This is a genomic window from Hymenobacter defluvii, from assembly GCF_017589435.1.
GTDB classification, from domain to species: domain Bacteria; phylum Bacteroidota; class Bacteroidia; order Cytophagales; family Hymenobacteraceae; genus Hymenobacter; species Hymenobacter profundi.
In genome coordinates this window covers 855,885-872,227 of record NZ_JAGETX010000001.1, presented here as the reverse complement: position 1 = coordinate 872,227, position 16,343 = coordinate 855,885, and the positions used below count along the sequence as shown (strand labels likewise).

15 protein-coding genes are annotated in these 16,343 nt (G+C 58.1%); 4 read left to right on the top strand and 11 right to left on the bottom strand.

Annotation, left to right across the window (positions count from 1 at the left end; all coding sequences use genetic code 11):
• The first annotated feature begins 42 nt into the window (after window positions 1–42).
• Together J4D97_RS03540 and J4D97_RS03535 are read left to right on the top strand one after the other, a co-directional pair.
• A complete protein-coding gene (locus J4D97_RS03540) occupies window positions 43–1,104 on the top strand; it encodes a Gfo/Idh/MocA family protein (RefSeq protein ID WP_208306368.1) in 1,062 nt (353 codons plus the stop codon).
• A gap of 13 nt (window positions 1,105–1,117) precedes the next feature.
• Entirely contained in the window at window positions 1,118–1,711 is a 594-nt protein-coding gene (locus J4D97_RS03535; protein WP_243900104.1) for a cupin domain-containing protein, read from the top strand.
• A gap of 19 nt (window positions 1,712–1,730) precedes the next feature.
• On the opposite strand, the gene J4D97_RS03530 is transcribed toward J4D97_RS03535, so the two are convergent.
• The 10 genes from J4D97_RS03530 to hisG all read right to left on the bottom strand — a co-directional run bounded on the left by J4D97_RS03530 (window position 1,731) and on the right by hisG (window position 11,496).
• A complete protein-coding gene (locus J4D97_RS03530) occupies window positions 1,731–2,009 on the bottom strand; it encodes a hypothetical protein (protein ID WP_185283663.1) in 279 nt (92 codons plus the stop codon).
• 281 nt (window positions 2,010–2,290) lie between these two features.
• Window positions 2,291–2,932, bottom strand: a complete 642-nt coding sequence (gene hisIE / locus J4D97_RS03525) for a bifunctional phosphoribosyl-AMP cyclohydrolase/phosphoribosyl-ATP diphosphatase HisIE (RefSeq protein WP_185283662.1) — start codon at window positions 2,930–2,932, stop codon at window positions 2,291–2,293.
• 141 nt (window positions 2,933–3,073) lie between these two features.
• Complete coding sequence (hisF, locus tag J4D97_RS03520) at window positions 3,074–3,832, bottom strand: imidazole glycerol phosphate synthase subunit HisF (RefSeq protein ID WP_185283661.1); 759 nt, start codon at window positions 3,830–3,832, stop codon at window positions 3,074–3,076.
• A gap of 30 nt (window positions 3,833–3,862) precedes the next feature.
• A complete protein-coding gene (locus J4D97_RS03515) occupies window positions 3,863–5,122 on the bottom strand; it encodes a M1 family aminopeptidase (RefSeq protein WP_208306367.1) in 1,260 nt (419 codons plus the stop codon).
• Window positions 5,123–5,163: 41 nt separating this feature from the next.
• Entirely contained in the window at window positions 5,164–5,880 is a 717-nt protein-coding gene (hisA, locus tag J4D97_RS03510) for a 1-(5-phosphoribosyl)-5-[(5-phosphoribosylamino)methylideneamino]imidazole-4-carboxamide isomerase (protein WP_185283659.1), read from the bottom strand.
• A gap of 92 nt (window positions 5,881–5,972) precedes the next feature.
• Window positions 5,973–6,560, bottom strand: a complete 588-nt coding sequence (gene hisH / locus J4D97_RS03505; protein WP_208306366.1) for an imidazole glycerol phosphate synthase subunit HisH — start codon at window positions 6,558–6,560, stop codon at window positions 5,973–5,975.
• 220 nt (window positions 6,561–6,780) lie between these two features.
• On the bottom strand, window positions 6,781–7,887 hold the full coding sequence (gene hisB, locus J4D97_RS03500) for a bifunctional histidinol-phosphatase/imidazoleglycerol-phosphate dehydratase HisB (protein ID WP_208306365.1): 1,107 nt from the start codon (window positions 7,885–7,887) through the stop codon (window positions 6,781–6,783).
• A gap of 164 nt (window positions 7,888–8,051) precedes the next feature.
• Window positions 8,052–9,104 (bottom strand): histidinol-phosphate transaminase, encoded by a 1,053-nt coding sequence (gene hisC, locus J4D97_RS03495; protein WP_208306364.1) that lies wholly within the window; start codon window positions 9,102–9,104, stop codon window positions 8,052–8,054.
• A gap of 148 nt (window positions 9,105–9,252) precedes the next feature.
• A complete protein-coding gene (hisD, locus tag J4D97_RS03490; RefSeq protein WP_208306363.1) occupies window positions 9,253–10,545 on the bottom strand; it encodes a histidinol dehydrogenase in 1,293 nt (430 codons plus the stop codon).
• A gap of 99 nt (window positions 10,546–10,644) precedes the next feature.
• Complete coding sequence (gene hisG, locus J4D97_RS03485) at window positions 10,645–11,496, bottom strand: ATP phosphoribosyltransferase (protein WP_243900103.1); 852 nt, start codon at window positions 11,494–11,496, stop codon at window positions 10,645–10,647.
• Between the two features lie 485 nt (window positions 11,497–11,981).
• On the opposite strand from hisG, the gene J4D97_RS03480 reads away from it, so the two are divergent.
• Both J4D97_RS03480 and J4D97_RS03475 read left to right on the top strand, forming a co-directional pair.
• Window positions 11,982–12,962, top strand: coding sequence for a DUF2911 domain-containing protein (locus J4D97_RS03480; RefSeq protein ID WP_208306362.1), 981 nt, complete (start codon window positions 11,982–11,984; stop codon window positions 12,960–12,962).
• Between the two features lie 227 nt (window positions 12,963–13,189).
• Window positions 13,190–13,657: a hypothetical protein gene (locus J4D97_RS03475; protein ID WP_208306361.1), complete on the top strand. Its 468-nt coding sequence runs from the start codon at window positions 13,190–13,192 to the stop codon at window positions 13,655–13,657.
• Between the two features lie 79 nt (window positions 13,658–13,736).
• Here the strand turns inward: J4D97_RS03475 and J4D97_RS03470 are convergent, their stop codons facing one another.
• Window positions 13,737–16,271 carry a TonB-dependent receptor gene (locus J4D97_RS03470; protein WP_208306360.1) on the bottom strand — a complete coding sequence of 845 codons (2,535 nt, stop codon included), beginning with the start codon at window positions 16,269–16,271 and terminating at the stop codon, window positions 13,737–13,739.
• Between the last annotated feature and the right edge of the window lie 72 nt (window positions 16,272–16,343).

Genomic DNA, 16,343 nt, shown 5'->3' with positions numbered 1-16,343 from the left:
CTTCCCCGGTGCGCGGCGCGTACCCATCGAATCGTAACGCCTATGAAAACGTATAAAGTCCTGGTCATTGGGTGTGGCAACATGGGTGCTTCTCACGCCCGCGCTTACCACCAACTGTCCGCCTTCGAGCTGGTGGGGCTAGTCAGCCGTGGCCCGGAGAGCCGGGAAAAACTGTCGCGGGAACTGGGCGGCGTGCCCACCTACGCCACCACCGAACAGGCCCTGCACGCCACTACCCCCGATATGGTGTCCATTAATACCTACCCCGACACGCATTTTGCCTTGGTGCGGCAAAGTCTGCTCGCCGGTGCCCACGTGTTCGTGGAGAAGCCCCTGGCCACCACCGTAGCCGAGGCCGAGGCATTGATAGAGTTGGCCCAACAGCAGCAACGTAAGCTGGTGGTGGGCTATATTCTGCGCGTGCATCCTACCTGGAACCAGTTTGTAGCCCTGGCGCAAACCTTAGGAAAGCCCCTGGTGATGCGCATGAACCTGAATCAGCAGAGCGCCGGGCGCCACTGGTACACGCACCGCCAGCTCCTGCGCTCGGCCTCCCCGCTGGTCGATTGCGGGGTGCACTACGTGGACGTGATGTGCGCCATGACGGGGGCCGCCCCGCACAGCATCAGCGCCATTGGGGTGAATCTATCGGCGGAAGTTGACTCCGCTATGTACACCTACGGGCAGTTGCAAGTGCGCTTTCAAGATGGCTCCGTGGGCTGGTACGAGGCCGGCTGGGGACCGATGATGAGTGAGACGGCTGTGTTTATTAAAGACGTGATTGGGCCGAAGGGGGCCGTTTCCATTATCGACGAGGTGCAAAACGGGTCGCAAGACATTGCCGGCCACACCCACACCGGCGGCCTGCGCATTCACCACGCGGCCCTAGATGCCGATGGCCAGTTTGCCCGCCCAGACGAGGTGCTGCCTACCCCCACCGAGCCCGACCACGACGCGCTGTGCCTACTCGAACAGCAGTTTCTACTCGATGCTATTACCCACAACCACGACCTGACCGACCACCTACGCTCGGCCGTCACCAGCCTACGCATTGTGCTGGCCGCCGATGAGGCCGTGCGCACCGGCCAAACGGTAGTGTTGTAAATGTGCGGAGCCAATGAACCGTTACACCTTCCTGGGCCTGCTGGGCACCGCGGCGACTACCCCCCTGCGTCGGGCGCTGGCGGTCCTCTCCCCCAACTTGCGTCTGATGCAACCTGAACAGTTCCTTTTTCACGACGACGGCCAGATTCCCAACAGCCGCTTTCCCGTCCTGCTCTACCGCAATGCCTTCCCGGCCCGCGACATGGAGGGCGCCGCGTGGCTTGAAAAACGCTTTGCGGCGAATAACTGGACCAACTCCTGGCGCAATGGCGTGTATGCCTACCATCACTACCACAGCACCTCACACGAGGTACTGGGCGTGTATGCGGGCACGGCCCTTCTACAACTCGGCGGCGAGCAAGGCCAACAGGTGCGCGTGCAGGCCGGCGACATTCTGGTGCTACCAGCCGGCGTAGGGCACAAAAACCTGGGTAGCGAGCAGTTGGGCATCGTAGGCGCCTACCCCGAGGGACGCCACTGGGACGTAAACCGCGGCTTACCCGGCGAGCGGCCTCAGGCCGATCAGAACATTGCGGCCCTACCCATCCCGACGACGGATCCGCTGCTAGGCTCCACCCAGGGCCTACCTACCCTGTGGAAGAAGTAAGGTAGGTAGCCTGCATATTTCAGTTCATCCCAAGCTGACTCAAGGAGACAGAGTACCAGGTGGCGTAAGTCTGCCACTGCCGGCGCCAGTAGGCGTACTCACCCAGCACGCAGATTACTTTGTCGCCCTTGAGGTAGATGCGCGTTTTGGCTTGCTCGTTTTTCCAGGCAATCGGGCCGGCCTCGTCCGGCTCCATGTCCTCTACATTCTGCCATAGGAAAGACCGGGGAGTTTCGTGCTGCTGCCCCAGCATATCTTGCCAAAACCGCGTCGCGTGTGCAATAGGAGAAGGAATCATAAAGAGTGTAAAAGCGAAATGAAGAGAAAAGAGCTAGTAGCTACGGTTCAGGTAAGGCAATATAATCACAATCAACTTTTCAAACCGGCTTTTATTAAAATCCCTACCAACCGAGCATCTGATTACACACTTCTCATATTTATTGCCAAACTCCTTGTATGTATCATAAAAATAAACAGCATCTATTATTTTGTTAACAAAATAATAGATGCTGTTTTGACGATACCATTTCTCACAAAAAGAACAAGTTGTCCCTATAAGCTGAATACGTTTTTCCTACTCTACTCCCGGCGCACGCCTGCTGCAATGGTGCTATGGCGCTGGCGCAGCACGGAAACGATGTCTTCCAGCGTGAGACCCGAGCCCGCCAGCAGCACCAGCAGGTGGTAGAGCAAATCGGCCGCTTCGCCTTTCAGCCCTTCCGTGTTGCCGCCTACCGCATCAATCACCGTTTCGACGGCTTCCTCGCCTACTTTCTGGGCGATTTTGGGCATGCCTTTGCGGAACAGCGAGGCGGTGTACGACTTGGGGTCCTCGTCGGGAAAGTCGCGGCGGCGCTGCACTAGGCGCTCCAGCTCGGCCAGGAAGCCCACTGGGGCAGTGGGTAGGGCAGTTTGCGCGGGCTGCTCGAAGCAGCTGACGGTGCCACGGTGGCAGGTAGGGCCGTCGGGGCGGGCGCGAATGAGCAGGGCGTCGCCGTCGCAATCCTCATGCAAGCTGACCACGGTGAGGTAGTTGCCGGAGGTTTCGCCCTTAGTCCAGAGGCGGTTTTTGGAACGGGAAAAGAACGTCACGCGTCCCTCCTGCCGGGTTTTCTGCCAGGCTTCCTCGTTCACGTAGCCCAGCATCAGCACCTGGCCGGTATCGGCGTCCTGTACCACGGCGGGAAGCAAGCCGCCCATTTTATCGAAATCTAAGTTCATTTTTGTTGATTTTATCTGTCATGTTGAGCTTGTCGAAGCATCTCTACCATGCGTATTCTTCTCTGTTCGCAACGAAGCAGTAGAGATGCTTCGACAAGCTCAGCATGACCCGTAACTATAAACATAACCGACAAACTAATCCTACAGTCGTACCGGAATGCCTTCTGCGCGCAGGGTTTGCTTCAACTCCTGAATACCAATTTCACCGAAGTGAAAAATGCTCGCCGCCAGGCCCGCGTCGGCTTGCGCCTGCTGGAATACGTCGGTAAAGTGTTGGATGCTGCCAGCCCCGCCCGAGGCCACCACCGGCACAGATACGGCCCGGCTCACGTCGCCGGTGAGGTCCAGCGCGAAGCCGTCCTTGGTGCCGTCGTTGCTCATAGAGGTCAGCAGGATTTCCCCGCAGCCACGGTCAGCGACTTCGCGGCACCACTGCACGGCGTCGCGGCCGGTATTATGGGTGCCAGCGCGGGTGTACACCTGCCAGCCGTTTTCAGGCGTGTAGCGGGCATCTACGGCCACCACAATGCACTGGGAGCCGAATCGCCGGGCTAGTTCGTCTATCAGCTCTGGCCGGTGCAGGGCGGCCGAATTGATGCTGGCTTTATCGGTACCGTTGAGCAGGAGCATTTCCACATCGGCCACCGAGCCAATGCCGCCGCCTACCGTAAAGGGAATATCCAGGGTAGCGGCCACGTCGCGCACCAGTTGCACCAGCGTCTGGCGCTTCTGGTTGGTGGCCGTGATGTCAAGAAACACCAGTTCGTCGGCGCCCTGCTTGGCGTATTGTTCGGCTAGCGCCACTGGGTCGCCGGCATCGCGCAAGCCCTCGAAGCGCACACCCTTCACGGTGCGGCCGTCCTTCACGTCGAGGCAGGGAATGATGCGTTTGGTTAGCATGGAGTTGAGTTTTGAAAGGTTCTGTTGGTTTTATTGGCTCAGTTCTGCTAGCAGCCAGGCGCGGGTATCGGAGCCAGCTACTTCCTCCACAGTCGCCAACAACGCCTTGGTGGTGCATATCTTTCTCCCGGCCACAGTAGCCAGCAGATCGAAGTACTTTGCACTACCCAAACGGGCATGCAGCGCGGCAAGCACCACAGTGCCCTTGTTGTAGATAACCCGCCGGTACATGGTAGGTTCGTACTGATATCGGTTGAATCCCAGAATAGCAGGTGTTCCCGCCGCAGACTGCGCAAGCTGAGCAAGCCGCGTCCGATACGTGACCGTATCGCCGCTAGCCTGTAGGTAGAGCAGGCTGGAGTAGGTAGCAAAGGCCTCGTTGAGCCAATCGTTTTCGTTGTGGATGGAGCCCCAGCTCCACCATTTATGGCTGATTTCGTGGGCCAGAATGAGCAAATCACCTGGCTTCTTTACGTCGAAGTCCGTGTACGTAATGATGGTGGCGTTGTCCAGCAACCCAAACGCATCTGTGTTGGTCCCGGGTAAGAAGATAGTGAAGTGCGTAATAGAGTCCTGCCTACCCAGCGTCCGGTTGTAAAACGCACGAATGGCCTCGGCCTGTTGCAGCAACGCGGCATCATCCTGTGTGGCTACCCCGCCTACTTTCACTACCTGCATACCTCCGGAAGCGACTGGTGGTAGTTGGTTGAACTGCGAGGCGACCAGGTCCGTAATTTCAATAGCGCTGGTTATGCCGCGGAAGGTCCACTGCCCGGAGCGGTGACGAAGCGCCGGGGAGGTGCTGCGCACCTTGTAGGCCGCGGGTGCCCGCACTCGCAAGGTGTAGTCCACCACGTCGTATTCGTGGTAAGCCCGCATAGGCAACCAGCCCGAATGCGCGCTAAAGACGTGTACTTGCTGTGTGTAATACGACTTCGCCAGCGTGCCCGAATACGTCAACGTAATCTGCCGTGCTTTGCCAATACGCGCCTTGAGGTAGTGTATCGCTATCCGCTGCAACGTATCTGCGAAGTAGGGGTAATAACGCGGTAGCACGCGCTGCTGATCGCCACCGGGTGTTTGCAGACGTGCCAGATGATACCGCCGATTCAGATTGAATGTGATGCTTGTTGTTGTATCCGTCGGCGCTATCCACCAGGTATACCGACACGTAAAGGCATGCGTCTTTGGCTCCACCTGAAGCTGTACTTCTACTACTGGCGTAGCCTGGCAGGTTTGGGCAATTACCAATGCCACCAGCAACCCAATTAACAACAGCGAAGCTTTCATTTTAGCAGAATACAGCGTGCGGTTCTCTACTAGCAAAGTCTTTACAACATCGGCCGCAGTTCATCTAATGTGATGGTACCTTCATAAATCGCCTTGCCGATAATGGCGCCGTGCATCCCCACAGCGGCAAGTGCCTCTACATCAGCCAGCGTAGTAACGCCGCCCGAAGCGACCAGCTGCGCCTGTGGGAGCTGTTGCCGCAGCTGCTGGTACGTAGCCAGGGCGGGGCCTTGCAGCTTGCCGTCCTTGCTCACATCGGTACAGATGAAGGTAGTGGCGCCGGCCGCCAGGTAGTCTTCGATGAACTCCGCGAGCGTCCGTTCGCTCTGCTCGGCCCAGGCATTGATGGAAATATGGTTGTCGCGGAAATCGGCCCCGATGATGATGCGCTCGGCCCCGAAGGTGCGCAGCCACTCCCCTACCAGCGCCGGCTCGCGCACGGCAATGCTGCCGGCCGTAATCTGCCGCGCCCCAGCATCGAAAGCCTGCCGCACGGCGGCCTCGCTCTGCAAGCCCCCGCCGAAGTCGATCGTCAGGTTGGTGTGCCGGGCAATGCGCTCCAGCACGGGCAGGTTGACAGGCTGCTTGGCGCGGGCTCCATCCAGATCGACCAGGTGGAGGCGGCGTACGCCGGCCTGCTCGAAGCGCTGGGCCACGGCCAGCGGGTCCGAATCGTAGGTGGTTTGTTGGGAAAAGTCGCCCTCCGTCAGGCGTACGCACTGGCCGTTGATGAGGTCGATAGCGGGGATCATGTCCATGGGTTAGGGGTATGCATGTCATCCGAGTGCAGGGAGGAATCTGAACCATTGAAGATGCTTATTCAGACTCCTCGCTGCACTCGGAATGACAGTTACAGCTTTAAAAAATTCTCCAGAATACGCGTGCCTACCGGGCCGCTTTTTTCGGTGTGGAACTGCACAGCATAAAAATTCTCGTGCTGCACGGCGGCGCTGAATGGCGTTGGGTACTCGCCCTCGGCAATGGTGTAGCTGCCTACCGGCGCGTGGTAGCTATGCACAAAGTACACGTAGTCCTGCTCGCGCACTCCCTCGAACAAGGGTGAGCGGAGACGGTGCAGATTATTCCATCCCATGTGCGGCACTTTATGCTGGGCGTCGGCCACAAAGCGCTTCACCTCGAAGGGTAGGATGCCTAGCATGTCGGCGTTGTTTTCCTCGCTGTGCGTGCCCAGAAGTTGCATGCCCAAGCAAATACCCAGGAAGGGTTGCCGGCAGGTAGGCAGCACTTGGTCGAGGCCTTTGCTGCGCAGTTCCTGCATGGCTGTAGACGCCTCGCCCTCGCCCGGAAACAAGATCTTATCGGCGCTACGAATCTGCTCGGGGTCGGCCGTCAACGTGGCGTGTACGCCTAGCCGCTCCAGCGCAAACAACACGGACTGCACGTTGCCTCCTTTGTAATCAATCACTGCTATGTTCATTTGAGTAAAATAAAGCCAGACAACTCTATTTTCATTTGTTTAGCCATTTGAATAAAACCAATTTCTCATGCTTTTGCTACCCCTCTACGCGAGTGTAGTTAACCTTTAGCTTCACATATAGTTAGTCAGGCTCACCTTCGCCTAACTATGCACAATGCACAATACGCAATAAATCAGATATATAAGTAAGTTTATTCATTTTTTTAAACAAATGAATAAACTATAAAATACCCTTCGTGCTGGGTATTTCCATCTTGCCAGCATCACGCACCAACGCCATCTTCATCGACTTCGCAACTGCCTTAAAGATGGCTTCGATTTTGTGGTGTTCGTTCTGCCCTTCGGCTTTAATATTAAGGTTACAGCGAGCTGCGTCAGCGAAGCTTTTAAAGAAATGGTAAAACATTTCGGTAGGCATATCGCCGATTTTTTCGCGTTTGAACTCCGCTTCCCACACCAGCCAAGGGCGACCAGAAAAGTCAATGGCGGCTTGGGCCAACACGTCGTCCATAGGTAGTAAAAAACCGTAGCGGGCCAAGCCGCGCTTGTCGCCGAGTGCCTGCGTAAACGCTTCGCCCAACGCAATAGCTGCGTCCTCAATAGTATGATGCTCGTCGATGTGCAAGTCGCCTTGTACTTCTATTTTCATGTCGACACCTGAGTGCTTGCTGAGCTGGTCGAGCATGTGGTCAAAAAAGCCGAGGCCGGTGTGCATCTGCGGCCGGCCGGCGCCGTCGAGATTCAGCTCCACCCGGATTTTGGTTTCGTTGGTGTCGCGCTGCACCACGGCCGTGCGAGCAGGTAGGCGCAGGCGTTGATAAATTTCTTCCCAGCTAGTAGTCGTCAGAGCGGCGCGCTCGTCGGACTCCTCCCCTATCAGTATAGCTTGGCACCCTAGGTTCTCGGCCAGCTGCACATCGGTAGGCCGGTCGCCGATGACGTAGGAGTTCGGCAGGTCGTAACCGTGCTGGGCATCGAGGTAGCGCGCCAACATCCCGATACCGGGCTTGCGGGTTTCAAGGTTCTGGTGGGGGAAGCTGCGGTCGATATGTTCGCGCACAAACTCCACACCTTCCCCGCGCAGAATGTCGAGCATGAGCGTGTGCGCCGGCCAGAAGGTTTCTTCCGGGAAGCTGTCGGTGCCCAGGCCATCCTGGTTGCTTACCAGCACCAGCTCGTAGTCTAGCTCGCGGGCAATGCGGGCCAGTCCCGAAACAGCGCCGGGCACAAACTGAAACTTATCCGGCGTGAGAGCATCAATCTGCTGGCTCGGCTGCGGCTCGATGAGAATGGTGCCGTCGCGGTCGATGAAGAGAACTTTTTTCATGAAGTAGCGCGAGTCAAGAAGTTCGCGTAGTAGAAGAAGCTATAGCCAAGGCGAAAGCAAAGCCAACGCTTCGCGTGTGGTAGAACAAAATAAGTCGTCGATTGCAGCAGCTACCCCTGTCAGGGCTTGGAGATCTGACAGGAGTATAGGCGGCCGGGCAATTTCTATTTAGGATATTCCCGTAACGCCGCTAACAGCGCCTCGTTTTCCTGGGGCGTGCCCACCGTGAGGCGCAGCGTGCCGGCGCAGCCGGGTTGCGTCGTGCGGTTACGCACCACAATACCTTTGCCGAGCAGATAGTCATACACGGCCGTCGCATCGGGGCGGAAGCGGGCCAGCAGGAAATTAGCGTCGGAGGGGAATACTGCTTCCACCATTTCCAGGGTAGGCAGCTGTTGGGCCAGCCAGTCACGGCCTTGTAGCAACTCCTGCTTCATGGCCTCGAAGCGCGGTGCATCCTGCAAGGCAGCCAGCGCATGCTGCTGCGTGGCTTCCGATATATTATAAGGAGGCTTGATTTTGTTGAGGTACCCAATGATGTCCGGCGAAGCGAAGGCCATACCCAGGCGCAAGCCCGCCAAGCCCCAGGCTTTGGAGAAGGTTTGCAGCACCACTAGGTTTGGAAATTCTGCCAGGCGCATGGTCCAGCTGGGCGCGGCGGCGAAGTCGGCGTAGGCCTCATCCACTACCACTAAGCCGCGGAAGCCGCGCAGCACTTGCTCGATATCCTCGGCGCGGAGCAGGTTGCCGGTAGGGTTGTTGGGGGAGCATAGAAACACCAGCTTGGCGTCGGAGGCCACAATGCCTTCGATTACCTCCAGCGAGAGCTGGAAGTCGGGCGTGAGGGGGTGGCACTCCAAGGCCACATCGTTCAGGTTCGCGGCTACCTCGTACATACCATAGGTAGGCGGCAGGATGAGGATGCGGTCCTGGCCGGGCGTGCAGGTGAGGCGCACCAGTAGGTCGATGGCCTCATCGGAGCCGTTGCCGAGGAAGATTTGCGCGGGCTCCACGCCTTTCAGCTTGGCAAGCTCAGCTTTCACCTGGCGCTGCAAGGGGTCGGGGTAGCGGTTGAAGCTGGCGGGGCCAGCCGAGCCCAGGCTGTTTTCGTTGGCGTCGAGCATCACCTGCGCCTCGCCCTGAAACTCGTCACGAGCCGAGGAGTAGGGCTTCATCGCGCGGATATTCGGGCGAACCAGATTTTCTAAGTCAAACATGGTTGAGGGTATTTGTCAAGTTGAGCGCAGCGCAACGGAGTCGAAGCATCTTTATGAGTACTTCTATTGAGTACTTCTATCGGTAGCAACGAAGCGGGCGAGATACTTCGACTCCGCTGCGCTACGCGCAACTTGACGTTCTTTTGTTTTACTTTTTCGCCAACGATTTCAGCCGCAATGTCACGGCGCGGGCGTGGGCGCGGAGGCCTTCGGCTTCAGCCATCGTTTCCACAACGGGCCCTACCTGTTGTAGCCCCTGAGCGGTGATGCGCTGAAAAGTGATTTTCTTGAGAAACGAATCCAGCGACACGCCGCTATAGTTGCGGGCGTAGCCGTTGGTGGGGAGCGTATGGTTGGTGCCCGAAGCGTAGTCGCCGGCGGCTTCGGGCGTGAGATGCCCCAGGAACACCGAGCCGGCGCTGGTGACGCCTTCGGCCAGCTGCTCGGCATTTTCCACCGACAGAATCAAGTGCTCGGGCGCGTACTGGTTCGAGAAAAACAGCATCTCTTCCGGCGTGCGCAGCAGAATAGCGCGACTCTCTTGCAAGGCCTGGGCTGCTACCTCGCGGCGGGGCAACTCGGCTAACTGGCGCGCCACCTCAGCCGTTACCTGGGGCAGCAGTTCCACCGAGTCAGTGAGCAGCAGTACCTGCGAGTCGGGGCCGTGCTCGGCCTGGCTCAGCAAGTCGGCCGCCACGAAGGCGGGGTCGGCAGTGCTATCGGCAATAACCAGCACCTCCGACGGCCCGGCGGGCATGTCAATGGCTACCCCGTGGCGAGTAGCCAGCTGCTTGGCGGCCGTCACGTAGCGGTTGCCGGGGCCGAAGATTTTGTCGACGGCCGGCACGCTCTCGGTACCGCCGGTGAGGGCGGCCACGGCCTGCGCCCCACCCGCCTTAACAATCGTCGTGATACCCAGCAGCTGCGCCGTGAACAGAATCACCGGGTTCACGGAGCCGTCTTTCTGCGGCGGCGTGCACAGCACCACCTCCGGGCAACCCGCTAGCCGCGCCGGTACGCCCAGCATCAGCAAGGTGCTGAACAGCGGCGCCGTGCCTCCCGGAATGTAGAGCCCTACCCGCTGCACCGGCACCGATTTGCGCCAGCACGTCACGCCCGGCATGGTTTCTACTGGTTCTTCCGCATGAAATTGGGTGGCGTGAAATTTCTCCACGTTGGCACGAGCCTGCCGGATGGCCTGCTGCAACTTGGCGGGCACTTGCGCAGCGGCGGCTTCCAGTTCGGCCCCGCTCACGCGCAGGTCGGTGAGCTGCACGCCATCGAAGGTAGCCGCGTAATGGCGCAGGGCCTCGTCGCCACGCTGGCGCACATCGGCAAAAATCTGTGCCACGCGCGCCTCCACCTCAGCGGCCTCGGCGGCGGCGGCCCGCTGTTGCAACGCCGGCCACTCGGCCGGCACGGGGTATTGAAAGGTTTGCATTTTTTAGGAGCTGATAGCTATTAGCTGTTGGCTGATAGCTGTTTTTCTTCCACTCAAGAGAAGCTAACAGCCATCAGCCAACAGCTAACAGCTCAAAATCTAGGCTATCATCTTTTCAATCGGCAGCACGAGCAGGCCCTCGGCCCCAACGGCTTTGAGCTGGTCGGTGACGTGCCAAAAGTCATCCTCGTTCACCACCGACTGCACCGACACCCAGCCTTCCTCGGCCAGCTTGGTTACGGTAGGCGACTTGATGCCGGGCAACAAGGCCTTCACCTGGTCGAGCGCCGCCACAGGGGCGTTCAGGATAATATATTTGTTGCGGCGGGCGCGGCGCACGGCCTGCATCCGGAAGCGCAGCTGGTCGAGCAACTCCTGCTTTTCGGCCGACAGGTTTTGGTTGGCAATCAGCACCGCCTCGGAGCGAAACACGGTTTCCACTTCGCGCAGGCCATTGCCCAGCAAGGTAGAGCCGCTGCTCACGATGTCGCAAATAGCGTCGGCTAGGCCAATGCTGGGAGCAATTTCCACTGAGCCGCTGATGGTGTGCAGTTGGGCTTTCACGCCTTCTCCGGCCAGGTAGCGGCCCAGGATTTCGGGGTAGGATGTGGCAATATTCTTCCCTGCCAAATCGCCTACCCCGTTGTACTCAGCACCGCGGGGCACGGCCAGGCTCAGGCGGCACTTGCTGAAGCCCAAGGTTTCCACTTCCAGCGCCGGCAGCCCGGCTTCGATGAGCACGTTCTGCCCCACAATACCCAGGTCGGCCACGCCATCCTGCACGTAGCCGGGAATGTCGTCGTCGCGCAGAAACAGGATTTCGAGGGGGAAGTTGGTGGCTTCGGTTTTGAGCTTATAGGTACTGCTGAGGAAGGAAATACCGCACTCACGAATTAGATTCAGGGAATCTTCGCTCAGGCGGCCCGACTTCTGAATGGCCAGACGAATCATGTTGGTTATTAAAAAGTAAGAATTAAAAATTAAGAAGCTCCGAGTAGGTAGCGCTTAATTTTTACGTCGGTGGGAAGGACAAATTGGGAAGGCGCCCCGGCGAAAATCGCCCACAACGGGTAGGGCCGTCCTGCGGGAACGGCCGGGGAGCTGGTAATGCAGCCTCCCAACGGGGCAATATGATTCGTGGATTCCTCTAGAAAGAGGAATGATGTTCGTGTGCATGATGATGCGCCACGCGCAGCCGGCCGGCGGCCACAGGGGCGGCGGGGCAAAGGCAGATTAGCGAGGAGGCAACAACGAACATAGAAAAAGCAACTAGTGGCACAAAAGTACACGCCCGACGGTAGGATGAAAATTTTTTACCGAAAAAATTCAGCAACGCCAGATCTTTGCACCTCAATTGTGCAAAAAACTCTCGTTTTGGCACAATTGTTTCGAGTTTAGTTATTTCTGATCTGCTTCGCCTACTTTTTTATTGTTGCATGAATTTTCGCTCTCGTCGCCTGTTGCTGGCTTGTTTTGGTTTATGGGCCGGCTCTGCTCTTTTTAGTAGCACCGCTACCTACGCACAACAGGCACCCGTTGCCGACACTACCAGGCAAAAATCCATTGGAACCCCAGCGCAGGCTCCGGCTGCCCTGGCCTCTGCCACCACCGGGCAACCCCAGCTTCCCCTACCCCAGGCCAGCCCGCACGCTGTGATTGCGCAAACCTTGGGGCTGACAGACGTGACGGTAGACTACCACTCGCCCGCCGTTCGGAGCCGGGCCGTGTGGGGTGCGCTGGTGCCCTATAACCAAGTGTGGCGGGCGGGTGCCAACGAAAATACGCTGATTACGTTTTCACGCCCCGTGAAGCTGAACGGCAAGGACGTGGCAGCGGGCCAGTACTCGCTGTACGTCTACCCGCGGGCCGATTCGGAGTGGGACTTCATTCTGAACCGCGTGACTACGCACTGGGGCACGGAGAACTACGACCCCAAAGACGATGTGGTGCACGTGCCCGTATTGCCCGAAAAAGCTAATTTCCAGGAAACCCTGCTCTATTGGTTTTCGGAAGTGAAACCCGCCAGCGGCCGTCTTAATCTTACGTGGGAACGACGCACGCTAAGTATGCTTATTGAAACCGACGTGCAGACGCAAGTGCTGGCCGGTATTGCCCAAACGCTCACGCAACATCCCGGCAACTGGCAGCTGCTGGCCCAAGCCGCCGACTATCTGGTGCAGAACAACCTGCAACCAGAACTGGCCCTACGCTACATCAACGAGTCGTTGCGCCTCAACGATGCGTACGCCAATAACTGGATTAAGGCCCAACTGTTAGCCTCCCAGCAGGACTATACTACAGCTCTCATCTACACCCGAAAGGCTCTAAAACTAGGCTCTAAAGATGATGACGACTTTAAAAATCAGCAGGCCACCATGCGCGTCGCCCTCACGGAGTGGCAGGCTAAGGCGTACTAAGTAGTATTCCAAGAGCAAACATTCAACTAGAAGGGGTATGTAGCTGAGCTACATACCCCTTCTAGTTTTACTACTGAAACTGTATTCAAAAGACGTCCGTCATCTTGGCACAGGCCTTATATAATGTATAATTTATCCTATAAACACTTAGTTAAGCCACGCAGCTTTAAAACAGCTATACTATACTTGCAGATCGATTTTCTCTTGTTTATTCTTTTTACACATATATGAAAAAACCTTTACTCTTTCCTACCCTTGCATTCCTACCTTTCGTAACAAAGGCGCAGTCAGCTGTTGCTATTGGGCGCTTGATTGGGAGCGGTGTTGTGTTGGCCACGCGAACCAAGTCGAACGCGGCGCACAAAGCGGACAAGGCCGCCGCTACTACCACGCATTTTAAGGCTGGCTCGCAGTCTATTCCGCAGAAGCGGACGCCGCCCAACCAGGTACAAGGCAAAGCCAAAGAGGATATCCAAACGCTGGAATCGTTTCTGACTTCCTGCCAGCAAGCCTATGCCCGGCCGGAGGAGAAAACCATTTGCTTGACTCCGGATTTTGCCCGCACGCTCATCCAGAATATTCATAAGGCGCAGCCTACCTGGAACGTGCAACCCTACAAGCTGGAACTAGCCTTTTACGAACAGGAGCAGCAGCGTCGTCAGCAGCCTCCCGTTGCCGGTGAAGTTGGTCAGTAACGCACGTAATGTACTAGACAACAACAGCGCCTTCCTACCATCCGAGGGTAGGGAGGCGCTGCTGTTGTTGACATAAGTTCTAAAACCGCCCGATCAGGCGCAGGTTTACCACCCGTTGCGAGAGGTAATTGGCCACGGCGTACGTCCGGCCATTGATGTCCTGCACGTAGCTATAGCCGGCTACGTTATTGGCTTGCAGCACGTTGAGGATTTCCAACCCGAGCCACAGGCTTTGCAGTTGGCCGGGGTGGCGGCTATTCTCGGACTCGGCGCGCACCGTTAGCACTTTGGAGAAGCCCAGGTCTACGCGCTTGTAGGAGCGCACTAGCGTGCTGGTGCCGCGGGCGTCGGGGTCATTGGGGGGGCTGAAGGGTAGGCCCGTGCCGAAAACCAGGTTCACGTAGCCCCGCACCGAAGGATTGTCGGGAAGGTGGTCCTGGAAGAAAATGCCCGCGTTCAGGCGCTGGTCGCTGGGGCGGCGGATGTAGCCTTTGGCTTCCCTACCCGTTACCTGGCCCTGGGCGTTGTAGACGTTCATCGAGTCGCCATCCAGGTTCTCGCGCGTTGTCAGCACGCCCAGGCTGAACCACGATTCGGCGCCGCGCACAAACTCCCCGCTGATGCGCGCATCGATTCCGGTGGCGTAGGCACGGGCGTTGTTTTTGGCAAAGTAGCGCAGGCGCAGGTTGTCCACGTCGTAGGGCACCACATCGGTCAGGTACTTATAATATACCTCGCCCGAGAAGCAGAACGGCCGGTCAAACTGCTGAAAACGGATTTCGGTGCCTGCAATGGCGTGCAGCGACTTTTGTGCCCGCAGCTCGGGATTGAGTTGAGCCTGAATGAGCAGCGCATCTTGCGGGGTAGCCTGCGTGCCGGTCTGGTTGCGTAACTCGCGGTAAAAGGGCGGCTGAGCATACAGGCCCACGGCCGCCTTATACGATACATTAGGATGGCGGCGCGACACCTGCGCATACTGCACCCGCGGGCTCACGATTAGCTGCTGATTGACAGACCAATAATGCGCCCGCACGCCCAGCGTGAGCGTTTTCAAGGAATCTATGTCAACGGTATTCTGCACGTAGCCCTGGGTGCGGTAGCTGTCCAGATTCAGGTCCGATACCAGGCGGGTGCGGCGGTACTCGGGCACATAATCAGCCGAATCTACGAAGCTATACTCGTCCAGCTGATCGTCAATCTGCTCCCTACCCGTCTTCACCCCGAAGCGTACCAGATGGCGGGCGGCGGGCGTCCACTGACCTCGAGCTTCCAGCGTAAACACCTTCGCCAGCAGCGTGTTGCGGGAGTGGTCGAAGCGGGAGCCTACGTCGCGCACGCGCACCTCGCGGTTGAAATCGGGGCCGGGAGTGCGGTTCACCTCCGAGAAACGGTAGCTGGCCTCCACGTCGCGGTACTCCAGCTCCCGCGATATAAACGCGCCGGCCAGCAGCTCGCCTTGCAGGCGGTCGGTGAAGCGGTGGCGCAGGTTCAGGCCGCCCTGGTAGGTGTCGTACTGCATCCGCTCGCGGCCGTCGTAGAAGATGGTGAGGCGCGTAAGTTGGTTGCCCGCTGCGTTGAAGGTGCTCTGCCCACTCTCCGGCGTGAAACGAAAATCGTTGTGGGCCGTTGTGGCTAGTACCCCCAACGAGGTGCGGGTTTCGTCACCCGCACGACCCAGATTAGCATTCACGTAGAACTGGCCGTCGTAGAAGGTAGGGTTGTAGCCGCCCTGCTGCTGGCGCAGCGACTGCAACACGTAGCGGGCGTTTTTGTAGCGCACGCCGGCCAGGTAGCTCACGCGCTTATTGGGTGAAGTGGCTTCCACGTGGGCCGTGCCACCTACCAGACTAGCCGAGCCCGAAGCAGCAAAACGGCGGGGCGTTTTGTACTGCGCGCTCAGCACCGAGGACAGCTTATCACCGTACTTCGGCTGCCAGCCACCGGTCGAAAACTCCACGTTCTCCACCAAATCGGGGTTGATGAAGCTGAGGCCTTCCTGTTGGGCGGCCGTCACCAGAAACGGCCGGTATACCTCGAAGCCGTTCACATACACGAGGTTTTCCTCGTAGTTACCCCCCCGCACCGAGTAGGTGCTGGTCAGTTCGTTGTTGGCTACCACGCCAGGTAGGGTGGTCAGGATCTTGTTGAAATCGCCAAAGGTGGAGGGCAATTCCTTCACCGCCCGCGGGTCGAGGGGCGTGAGGCTAACCTGCTCGCGGGTATCGGCTTGGTCGCGGCGGCCGCGTACGGTTACGTTGCCGATGGCGCGGGAATCGGCCTGCAAGGTGAGCTGCAATGGCTGAGGTATAGTGGTCGCCAGAGGCACACGCAGAGCCTGAAATCCTAGGCTGCGCACCACCAGCACCGGCGCGGGTTCACCCGCCGGAAATAACACCCGCAGCCGAAAATAGCCTTGCTCGTTTGTCGTAGTGCCGCCGGGCTGGCCTTCCACGCCTACCCCCACTTGGGGCAATGGCTCGCCGGCCGCGTCGCGGACAGTGCCACTCACCAACTGCGAAGCTACTTGCTGCGCCACGGCGGCGGGCATTCCGCCCAACAGCAACACCGCTACAATTCCCCAAAAAAAACAACCCGAACGGTCCGAGTGCGTCATATATTGATTATCTGATATGCTAATTGGTTGATATGCTGATGATATAATGCAACACTACGACCTCACTGACAA